Annotated in this window: 8 protein-coding genes and 1 pseudogene; 6 read left to right on the plus strand and 3 right to left on the minus strand. The window is 55.9% G+C overall.

Features of this window, described 5'->3' with window-relative positions; translation table 11 throughout:
- Positions 1-51: 51 nt before the first annotated feature.
- Entirely contained in the window at positions 52-1,497 is a 1,446-nt protein-coding gene (locus tag ACEYDX_RS04850) for a dihydrolipoyl dehydrogenase (RefSeq protein WP_373740905.1), read from the plus strand.
- Between the two features lie 171 nt (positions 1,498-1,668).
- On the opposite strand, the gene ACEYDX_RS04855 is transcribed toward ACEYDX_RS04850, so the two are convergent.
- Together ACEYDX_RS04855 and ACEYDX_RS04860 are read right to left on the minus strand one after the other, a co-directional pair.
- Positions 1,669-2,043, minus strand: a complete 375-nt coding sequence (locus ACEYDX_RS04855) for a lysozyme inhibitor LprI family protein (protein WP_373740906.1) — start codon at positions 2,041-2,043, stop codon at positions 1,669-1,671.
- A gap of 113 nt (positions 2,044-2,156) precedes the next feature.
- Positions 2,157-3,476: an MFS transporter gene (locus ACEYDX_RS04860; protein WP_373740907.1), complete on the minus strand. Its 1,320-nt coding sequence runs from the start codon at positions 3,474-3,476 to the stop codon at positions 2,157-2,159.
- Between the two features lie 219 nt (positions 3,477-3,695).
- Here ACEYDX_RS04860 and glnD point away from each other — a divergent pair, with 219 nt between their 5' ends.
- Positions 3,696-6,263, plus strand: a complete 2,568-nt coding sequence (glnD, locus tag ACEYDX_RS04865; RefSeq protein WP_373740908.1) for a [protein-PII] uridylyltransferase — start codon at positions 3,696-3,698, stop codon at positions 6,261-6,263.
- A 388-nt stretch (positions 6,264-6,651) separates the two neighbouring features.
- Here the strand turns inward: glnD and xseA are convergent, their stop codons facing one another.
- Positions 6,652-8,007, minus strand: coding sequence for an exodeoxyribonuclease VII large subunit (gene xseA / locus ACEYDX_RS04870; RefSeq protein ID WP_373740909.1), 1,356 nt, complete (start codon positions 8,005-8,007; stop codon positions 6,652-6,654).
- 269 nt (positions 8,008-8,276) lie between these two features.
- Between xseA and ACEYDX_RS04875 the strand changes: the two genes are divergently transcribed.
- The 4 genes and pseudogenes from ACEYDX_RS04875 to ACEYDX_RS04890 all read left to right on the plus strand — a co-directional run bounded on the left by ACEYDX_RS04875 (position 8,277) and on the right by ACEYDX_RS04890 (position 10,882).
- Positions 8,277-8,849: a hypothetical protein gene (locus tag ACEYDX_RS04875; protein ID WP_373740910.1), complete on the plus strand. Its 573-nt coding sequence runs from the start codon at positions 8,277-8,279 to the stop codon at positions 8,847-8,849.
- Between the two features lie 171 nt (positions 8,850-9,020).
- Positions 9,021-10,109 carry a tetraacyldisaccharide 4'-kinase gene (gene lpxK / locus ACEYDX_RS04880; protein ID WP_373740911.1) on the plus strand — a complete coding sequence of 363 codons (1,089 nt, stop codon included), beginning with the start codon at positions 9,021-9,023 and terminating at the stop codon, positions 10,107-10,109.
- Positions 10,110-10,378: 269 nt separating this feature from the next.
- A pseudogene (locus ACEYDX_RS04885) lies at positions 10,379-10,576 on the plus strand (DUF2059 domain-containing protein); the annotation flags it as partial.
- A gap of 123 nt (positions 10,577-10,699) precedes the next feature.
- Entirely contained in the window at positions 10,700-10,882 is a 183-nt protein-coding gene (locus tag ACEYDX_RS04890; RefSeq protein WP_373740912.1) for a Trm112 family protein, read from the plus strand.
- Positions 10,883-10,909 lie beyond the last annotated feature (27 nt).

The raw sequence follows: 10,909 nt of genomic DNA on the forward strand, positions 1-10,909 counted from the left end.
AAATGATCTTAACTGGCCGTCTGAAAACGGCTCAAAACAAGGATGAACAATATGAAACAGATTCAAGCCGATGTGGTTGTAATCGGCGGCGGCACCGCCGGTATGGGCGCATTCCGCAACGCCCGTTTGCACACCGATAATGTTTACCTGATTGAAAGCCATGTTTTCGGCACCACCTGCGCCCGCGTCGGCTGTATGCCGTCCAAGCTGCTGATTGCCGCCGCAGAGGCGCGTCATCATGCGCTGCATACCGACCCTTTCGGCGTGCATCTGGATAAAGCCAGCGTAACCGTAAACGGCGAAGAAGTGATGAACCGCGTGAAATCCGAACGCGACCGTTTTGTCGGTTTCGTGGTGGAAGACGTGGAAGCATGGCCGTCTGAAAAGCGCATCATGGGCGCGGCCAAATTCATCGACGAGCATACCGTGCAAATCGACGACCATACCCAAATCAAAGCCGACCGCATCGTGATTGCCACCGGTTCGCGCCCCGTCGTGCTGCCGCAGTGGGAAGCCTTGGGCGACAAACTCATCATCAACGACGACGTGTTTTCTTGGGACACGCTGCCGGAGAGCGTGGCCGTGTTCGGTCCGGGCGTTATCGGTTTGGAACTCGGCCAGGCTTTGAGCCGACTGGGTGTCAAAGTCGAAATTTTCGGCTTGGGCGGTATGCTCGGCGGCATTTCCGATCCCGTGGTATTGGAAGAAGCCAAAAAAGTGTTCGGCGAAGAATTAACGCTGCATCTGGATGCGAAAACCGAAGCCGTTTTGAATTCAGACGGCCGCGTGGAAGTGAAATGGACGCAGGACGGCGAAAGCGGCGTATTTACCGCCGATTATCTGCTGGCTGCCGTCGGCCGCCGTCCGAATGCGGACAACATCGGTTTGGAAAACCTGAACATCGAACTCGATACGCGCGGCGTGCCGAAAGCCCATCCGCGCACGATGCAGACCAGCATTCCGCACATTTTCATCGCGGGCGACGCGTCCAACCAACTGCCGCTGCTGCACGAAGCCAGCGACCAGGGAAAAATCGCCGGCGACAATGCGGGCACTTATCCCGTCATCAACAAAGGCCTGCGCCGCAGCCCCATCGGCGTGGTGTTCACCAGCCCGCAAATCGCCAGCATCGGCCTGAAATATGCCCAAGTTGCCGAGCGATATAAAAATCCCGAATGTTTCGTTACCGGCGAAGTATCGTTCCGCAACCAGGGCCGCAGCCGCGTGATGCTGGTCAACAAAGGCCATATGCGCGTTTACGCGGAGCAGGGAACGGGGCTGTTTTTAGGTGCGGAAGCTGTTGGCCCCGCTGCCGAACACATCGCCCATCTGCTTGCCTGGGCACACCAGCAGAAAATGACCGTGCCGCAGATGCTGGACATGCCGTTCTATCATCCCGTGATTGAAGAAGGTTTGCGTACCGCGCTGCGTGATGCGAATGCCAAGCTGAAACTGGGCGAAGTGCATACCGAATGTGCAGACTGCGCGGGACAGTAACGGAATCGTTACAACTGTGCGTGTCATGATAAAGGCCGTCTGAAAATGATTTTTCAGACGGCTTTTTTGCAGGCGGGAATGTGGTCTGCGGCAAGGAAAACCTTGTGCATCCTACGTTTGCAAATATTAATGATGGATTCCCGCCTACGCGGGAATGACGGTTGTTAACAGCTACTCGGCTTTATCCGTGCGCAGCTCGTGTATGATGGTTTCGAGCTGTTTCAAACGTGCGGCATATTTTTCATGCGTGCAGGACGCAAGCGCCAAACCTGATCCTGCTCCCTGTGATTGCCTATATGGCGCACTTTCAAACGCGCAATCTTTTTTTATCCATTGCAGCCACAGTTTCTGCGACTGAGTGAATGCCTTGTGCGCGTCATACATATACAGTTTGACCAAATCCGCGTAAGCGCGGTTCATCTTGGTTTGTATCTGCCGCGTCTGCTTTTCGTGGCATTCGATGTCGGTATAAACATTGCCGGTCTGGCAGGCGAGTGCGGGCAGGGGCAGCAAGAAAGCGGATATGATGAGAACTGTTTGCCACATGATTTTATCTCTTGCTGTTCAGATTTCAGTTTCCCGCGTTGCAGATTCCCGTTTGCGGGAAACAAGTTGTGTTCCGGCGAAAACCGAAGCCGAATCTGGTGTTATCCGCAGCCTTATTCTTTCATCAGGCTCATGTCTTTGGTTTCATGGATGCTGACCAGCGCAATCAGGGAAAGCACACCGTTGAAAGCCAAATACAGCCCCACACCGAAAAGCCCGAATTTGGCGTTCAACTCGATGGCAACGATGGTGGCGATGGATGCACCGACGATGGCGGCGAAGTTGTATGCCAAAGATGCGCCGGAATAGCGCACTTCGGTAGGGAAGAGCTCGGGCAGCAGGGCGGCCATCGGTCCGAAAGTCATGCCCATCAGCGCCATACCGACCAAAATGAAAACGAGAACGCCAGTGGTGGTTGCGTGCAGCAGGAACTGCGGCATGGCCGCGCCGAATACCATAATGGCCAAAGTAACGGCAATCAGCCATTTGCGGCGGCCGATTTTGTCGGCGAAAATGCCCGAAATGCTGGTAAAAATACCGAACACCACCGCACCGATCATCAGAAAGCCGGTAAAGGTGTTGGCCGGAATGCCCAAGCCCAGCGGATGGCCTTCGGGAGACAGCGTGGCGGGGGTTTTGGAGTAAACCTGAACGAAGGCGGTCATCACATAAAACAGCACGTAAGTGGCCGCCATGATAAACGTACCCTGTAGAATCGGTTTGAAATGTTTCACCAAAACCACTTTCACGGGTGCTTCGACTTTCAGCCCCTTGTCTTCCACTTCTTTGAACACATGGCTTTCATGCAGCGTCAAGCGCATCCACAGACCGACAATCACCAGCAGCAATGAGCTGATGAACGGAATGCGCCAAGCCCATTCCACCAGCGCGTCTGCACCGAAGACCGCGCTGACGGCGAAAAACGAGCCGTTGGCAAGAAACAGGCCGATGGGTGCGCCCAGTTGCGGAAAAGTGCCGAACCATGCGCGTTTGCCGTCGGGAGCGTTTTCGGTGGCGACCAATGCCGCGCCGCCCCATTCGCCGCCCAACCCCAAACCCTGACCGATGCGGCAGATGCACAGCAGCAGCGGCGCCCAAATGCCGATGGCGGAGTAAGTCGGCAGCAGGCCGATGGCAACGGTGGACAAGCCCATGGTCAGCAGCGATGCGACCAATGTTTTCTTGCGGCCGATTTTGTCGCCGAAATGGCCGAACAGCGCGGAGCCGAGCGGTCGTGCGAAAAACGCCAGCGCAAGGGTGGAGAGCGAAAGGATAACGGCGACGGTGGGGTTGCTCTTATCGAAAAACTGGGTGTTGAACACCAAAACCGCAGCGGCGGCATAGATATAGTAGTCGTAAAATTCGATGGCCGTCCCCACCATCGAAGCGATGGCGACTTTATAGGGATTATTGCGCAAACGGTGGTCGCTCATTTTTGAAAGCTCCTGATTTTTATCGGATTAAATCGGTTTTCAACGGATACCGCTGCACGGCGGCAGCGGAAAATTGTTGACAATACTATAGCGGATTTACAATCCTGCGTCTATTGTAAAGGTCGCGGGCGTTTTCAGACGGCCCATACGTTCGGTATCATGCCGAAGGCCGTCTGAAAAACCGCATATCATCCCATCTCCGTTAAAGGAATGCCAACCGTGAACGACACCGCCAAATACTGTGCCGCCCTTGCCGAATCCAGGCAGCGTGCCGCCGCCGCTTATCAGGCCAAACGCCGGCCCGCACGGTTTTTCGAAATCCATACCGCCGCCGTGCAAACCGTGCTGACCGAGCTGTGGCACGATATTTTCGGTGCGCAAAGCCGCCTGTGCCTGCTGACGACGGGCGGTTTCGGACGAGGGGAGTTGTACCCGTTTTCCGATTTGGATTTGGCCTTGGCATCGCCCGATGCGCTGTCGGCAGACGAGCAGGAGCAGGCCGAGCGGTTCGTACAGGCTTTGTGGGACATGCAGCTTGCGCCAGCGGTAAAAATCGGAACGCAGCAGGAATTGTGCGCCAGCGCGCACGATGACATCACGGGCGATACGGCTTTTCTGGAAGCGCGGTTCTTGTGCGGCAGCCGAAGTCTGGCGGAAAATCTGCTGGAACACATCACGCGGCAGCGCGATACCGCGGCGTTTGCCGAAGCCAAACTGCTGGAAATGCGGCGGCGGCACACCAAATCGCAGGGTTCGGGCGCGCTGCTGGAGCCGAACATCAAAACCTGTCCGGGCGGCCTGCGCGACATCCATACGGTATTGTGGCTGGCCAAGGCGCACGGTTTGGACACACGCATAGATGCCTTGCGGGAGCAGGGGGTCATTACCCGCGCCGAAGCGGGCATGTTTACCCGCTGCTACCGAAAACTCGCCGCCATCCGCATCGAGCTGCATCTGGCGGCCGGGCGTGCGGAAGACAGGCTTCTGTTCGATTTGCAGGCAAACGTTGCCGAACGCATGAATCCGTCGCTTGCGGATGCATCAGGCCGTCTGAAAAGCGAAACGCTGATGCAGGAATTTTACCGCGCCACCAAAACGGTCAAACAGCTTGCCGGCATCCTGATTCCGATTTTGGAAGAACGGATTGCACCGCGCCTGAATCCCGTTGTCCGCGAAATCGATGAAGACTACCGGATTTCGGGTAACCGTCTGACCGTCCGCGACCCTTCGGTGTTTCTGCATTGTCCGCAGCACATTTTCAGGGCCGTGTCGCTGTTGCAGACCGAAAACGGCGCGGAAGGGATGAGTCCCGAAACCCTGCGCGGCTGGTGGGCGGCAGTCCGCCGCACCGGCAGCGGCTTTTATGCCGACGAAGCCAACCGCCGCGGTTTTCTCGGTTTTTTCCGGCACGGCAACGGCCTGACCCGCACCCTGCGCTTTCTCAACCTTTACGGCGTGCTCGGCCGCTATCTGCCTGCATGGGAAAAAATCAGCGGCCTGCTCCAGCACGACCTGTTCCACATCTATCCCGTCGACGAACACATCCTGACCGTCGTCCACAACATGCGCAGGCTGGCCACCGGTTCGCGCGACCGCGAGCTGCCGCTGGCCACTTCGCTGATGCAGGCATCCGACGAACCGCACATCCTGTATCTGGCCGCGTTTTTCCACGATATCGCCAAAGGGCGGGGCGGCGACCATGCCGTCGAAGGCATCGCAGATGCCGAACGTTTTGCCGCCGACCACGGTTTGACGCCGTCTGAAAGCAGCCTGCTTGCATGGCTGGTTGAAGACCACCTGCTGATGTCGTCCGTCGCCCAAAAAGAAGACATCCACGACCCTGACGTCATCAATCATTTCTGCGCGCGCGTGCAGACTCAGGAACGCCTAACTGCACTCTACCTGCTTACGGTTGCCGACATCCGCGGCACCAACCCGAAACTTTGGAACAGTTGGCGCGCCAGCCTGCTCGAAAACCTGTTCCACACCGCCGCCCGCCGCCTTGCCGGCGAAACCGGCAGCCGCAGCGCCATCGTCAACCGCCGCCAGCAGCAGGCCGCAGAACAGCTTACCCGTGCATTCGTTTCCGAAAAACAGCAGCGCAAGCTCTGGCACGCGCTCGGTTCCGCTTATTTCGTGCGCCACGACCTGCGCGAAATCCTCTGGCACACTGCCAATCTCGCCCACGACACCGAAACGCCTCAGGTACGCAGCCGCATCCTGCCCGAAAGCGACACCTTCCAAGTGATGGTGTTCATGCCCAACGGCGAAAGGCTGTTTGCCCGCCTGTGCCGCATTTTCAGCCGACACGGTTTCGACATTCTGGCCGCACGCGCCTTCATTACCGAACACAACTTTATTCTCGACACCTTTATCGTCCAGGTTCCCGCCGAACACCACCCGGCCGACTACCCCAACATCCAAAGCGCGCTCGAAGCCGAGCTGACCAGCTTCATCCACGGCTGCGCCGCGCCCGACGCACCCAACCCGTCGAGCCGCCTGAGCCGCCGCAGCCGCCACATGCCCATCACCCCGAGCGTCAAACTCAGCAGCGAAGAAGACTACCCCGGCTGGCACACCCTCGAAATCACCGCCGTCAACCGCGCCTATCTGCTGGCCGACATCGCCGAAATCCTGTTCGCCCACAAAGTGAGCCTGCGCTACGCCAAAATCGCCACACTCGACGAACGTGCCGAAGACAGCTTCGTCGTGTACAGCACCGGATTGGACAATCCCAAAAACCAAATCGCGCTTAAACAGGCACTGCTGACACAATTGGCCGTTTAACAAGGCAAAGGCCGTCTGAACATTCCGGCCGGACGGCGACGGGGTTTTTCAGACGGCCCTTCAATCCGTTTGCAGCCGTTCAAGCCATGCGTCGTGTTTTGCACGGTGCTGATTGTCCACGACATACCGATTTGGAAAAACCGTCATTCCCGTACGGATGGGGAGTCCGCGTTTAAAATTTCCCTCAACCATACAGGCCGTCTGAATGTCATTCCCGCGCAGGCGGGAATCCACGGTAAATATCCGCAACCGCATGAATCAAAAGGTTTCCGTAACCCAGTCTGGATTCCCGCCTGCACGGGAATGACGGCTTTATGAGCCGTTTACCGGTTTTCCCGTATTCAAAAGGCCGTCTGAAATATTTTTTTCAGACGGCCTTCAATCCGTGTTACGAATAATCGAACAAATCGGGTTGTCCCGTTTCCCCCGTTACGCGAACGTCGGTTTCGCCGTCGGCAAAGGTAATGTGCAGCTTTTGTCCCTGCTTCAGTTTGGCGGTGCTGCTGATGACCTGTCCGCGCGAATTTTTGACCACCGAAAAACCGCGTTCCAAGATGTGCTGCGGCGATACGGCTTCGAGCAGGGCGGTCTGTTTTTCAAGAAGGCTGCGGCTGTTGTGCTTCACGGTTTTGCGGCTCTGCATCAAGGCCGTCTGAAAATACTGCACGTCGCGGCGGGCGGCGGAAATGTCGGGACGGCCGTGTGCCAGCATCTGCGTCTGCCGTGCCAGCCGCTGGGCGTTGAAACGGCAGGTATTTTGTGCTGCAAAGCGCAGCGACTGCGTCAAAGCGTTGATTTGGCTGCGCTGTTCGTTCAGTTTCTGCTGCGGATGGCGGATTTGGCGGGCAAGCCAGTCGAGTTTCTGCGCGGCATCGTAATAACGCTGCCGCAACACGTCTTTCAGACGGCCTTGTGCCTGAGCGAGTTTTGATACGGCTTCCAAACGGTTGGGGCTGGCCAGTTCCGCAGCACCTGTCGGCGTGGGCGCACGCACGTCGGCGGCGAAATCGGTCAGCGTGAAATCGGTTTCGTGGCCGATGCCGCTTACCACCGGAATGCTGCACGCGGCCACCGCACGCACCACGGCTTCTTCGTTGAACGCCCACAAATCTTCGATGCTGCCGCCGCCCCGGCAAACAATCAGAACATCCGCTTCGCCGCGTTCCGATGCCGTCTGAACCGCTTGGGCAATCTGCATTTCGCTGCCTGCACCCTGAACAGCGGTCGGATAAACGAAGACGGGAATTTCGGGCGCACGCCGTTTCAGCGTGGTCACCACATCGCGCAACGCCGCCGCCGCCAAGCTGGTTACGATGCCGATGGCGCGCGGGCGTTCGGGGAGCGGTTTTTTGCGTTCGGGGCTGAACACGCCTTCCGCCTGCAATTGCGCTTTGAGCCGTTCGTAGGCTTCGTAGAGCCGCCCCAAACCCATCAGGCGCACTTCGTCCACCGTAATCTGGAATTCGCCGCGCGCTTCGTAAATCCCGATTCTGCCGCGCACTTCGATATGGTCGCCTTCTTTTAAGGGTTGCGCCAAACGCTGCGCCGAACCTTTGAACATCGCGCAGCGCACCTGCGCGCGGCTGTCTTTGAGCGAAAAGTAGTAATGCCCGCTGGCGGCGCGGGTCAGGTTCGACACTTCGCCCGCTACCCAAAAGCCCGATAGATGGTCGTCGAGCAGGGTTTTGGCGAGCGAGTTGAGTTCGGAAACGGAAAGCGATTCGGCGCGGAACAGTTCGGTCATGGTTGTGCAGTATTGAAAGGCAGCGGATTGGGGATTATAAACGAAAAGGCCGTCTGAAACTTTCAAACGGCTTCATCCATCACGGGCGGTTTACGGCTTGCTAGAATGAATCCGCTGCTTTACTATCCGGCAGCAATTTCCGGAGGAATTGTTTTGAAATAACGGTCGTTCAGCTTCATTATCTGATTTGTCATACCTTATCCGAATATAGCCTGTTCATTTTTCTTGCACAGTTTTTCTGTGCGGTAAATATCGGAATATTAAATATAATGCTGCAAGAAATACTGAAAAAATTCTTTTTTGTTTTTGTATTGCCCGCAGTCATGATCACGATGGCAATCTATTTTTTTATCGGCTACGGCGTTGATTTTTATCTTTACGATCATGTCGAACATGTTATTTATATGGTTTCTCTAATAACAGGTTTGATTGTGTCCGCAACCGTATGTTGGGAAAAGTGGCAAATGACTGATTTGCCGATATTGCCAGGTAAACTTGTACATATAATTTATGATTTTGTAATTTGGTTTGCTTTTGTTGCGGTATGTACCGCTTCGGTTTTATACAGTGCTGCTTGCATCGGAATTTGGTGGACAGACGGTTCACAAGAGGTCTATCGTGCCGAAGTGCAGGATAAAGAATCGTCTGGTGGTCACAGAGGGGGAAGGAACTATTTGATTGTATTGTCAAACGAGCATCATCAGGAAAGCTTGGCTGTATTCACGGATACGTTTGACTACTATGAAAAAGGCGACATTATTACCATTCGGCGTAAAGTTTCTGATTGGGGTTATGCAGTGGAAGAGCCTGCGATGGAAAATGGAAGTAATGTAACAAACTGATAGGCCGTCTGAAAAACATAAATCCCCCATATACAGAATTTTCTTTAATTTTTAAAAACTGTTTCCCGCTTTGTAGCATGAGAACCGATGCTATCCGAAATGCCCAATCAGGATGCCGAGTTGGTTGTACTGTTGGAACAAAGCGTTATCCCGTATATTGAGGCCGTTTGAATGCCCAAGCTCCACCAAATCATCGAACGCCACTGGCAGCATCCCAACCCGTTGCTGGCCGTGTTGTTATGGCCGCTGTCGAGACTGTTTCAGACGGCTTATTTACTGCGCCGCCGTCTCTACCGAACAGGCCGTCTGAACAGCGAAAAACTGCCCGTACCGGTGGTGGTGGTGGGCAATATCCACGCGGGCGGGGTGGGCAAAACGCCTGTTGTGGCCGCGTTGGTGTCGTGCTTGCAGCGGCGCGGGCTGAACGTCGGCATCATCAGCCGCGGCTACGGGCGCGAAACTTCGGCAGTTTATGTGTTGGACAGCCGCAGCACGGCGGAGCAGGCGGGCGACGAGCCGCTGCTGCTCCACCGCCAAACCGCTGCGCCCGTGGCCGTGGGCAGCCGCCGCGCCGAAGCGGGTAGGGCGCTGCTGGCGGCTTATCCGAATCTTGATGTGATTGTGGCCGACGATGGTTTGCAGCATTACGCTTTGCAGCGCGATGTGGAAATCGCCGTTTTTCCGTTTGCCGACTGCGCCCGGAGAAACCTTGATTTGCTCCCCAACGGCGGCCTGCGCGAACCTTTGGCGCGCTTGGATTCCGTGGATGCGGTGGTGGTCAGCGGTTTTCCCGCAAGGCCGTCTGAAAACGGTTCGGAGCGGGAAGAAAACCCGTTTTCCGGCAAATCTGCAAACGGCAATCCGCCGCCGCTGTTCCGAAGCCGTATCGAAACCGCCCCGATTTACCGTTTCAACAATCCGCAGGAAATCTGGGATGCCGGCCGTCTGAAAACGGGGAAAACCGCCGCCGTGGCGGGCATTGCCAAGCCCGAACGCTTTTTCGACACCTTGCGCGGTATGGGCATCCGTGTGGACGCAACCGTTTCCCTGCCCGACCACGCCGCCGTTTCCGCCGCGGATTTTCCCGCCGCCGATGCGGTATTTATTACCGAAAAAGACGCGGTGAAACTCAAGCCGTCAGCGGCAACCGGAAATGTGTGGGTCTTGCCCGTTTGTGCGATAATCGAACCCGATTTGGCCGGATTTGTCGCAGGCCGTCTGAAAATGGATAACCCAACCCGCATAGGAGGAACAGTATGAAAAAATCGTTGATTGCCATCACGGCTGCACTGCTTTTGGCTGCCGGATGCACCTCGACTGCGCCAAAAGGACAAGCGCAACATTCCGCTGCGCCGAGCAGGGCTTCGTTGGAAGAACTGTTCAATGTGTCGGATTTCGACAGAGTGATGGATTCGTCGTTCCGGCAGATTCCTGCGATGATGCAGCCGCAGATTCAGAGTACGCTGGAAGGTGTACCTGTCGCCAAACGTGCTGCGGTGCAAGGTGTGGTTGAAAAATATATAAATCTGATGGTTCAGGAAACCAATACGCCCGAACTTCGCAGCGAAATCCGCCGCAGTGCCATCGAAAGTTCGGCCAAAGTCTATACGCAGGGCGAAGTGGATGCGCTGATAAAGTTCTACAAAACATCCGAAGGCCGTTCGGTCATGGCAAAAATGCCGCAGCTCATGCAAGCGACGATGACACCGATGATGCAGGTGGTGCAGCCGAAAATACAGGCGTTCCAGCAAAAATACGCCGCGCAGATGGGGCGTGAAATCGGTCAGGCCATCTGCGGCAGAAACACTTGCCCTATGCCCCGTAAAACCAAAAAAATAGAAAGCCCGATTATGGAAAAAAAATTCTTAGACATCCTGGTCTGTCCCGTTACCAAAGGCAGACTCGAATACCGTCAGGACAAACAGGAATTGTGGAGCCGTCAGGCCAAGCTCGCCTATCCGATTAAAGACGGCATTCCCTATATGCTCGAAACCGAAGCGCGCGAGCTGACCGAAGAAGAGCTGAAGGCATGAGCGGCTTTATCGTCATCATTCCCGCGC

Origin of the sequence: Neisseria sp. (genome assembly GCF_041804105.1) — a bacterium.
Taxonomy (GTDB): domain Bacteria; phylum Pseudomonadota; class Gammaproteobacteria; order Burkholderiales; family Neisseriaceae; genus Neisseria.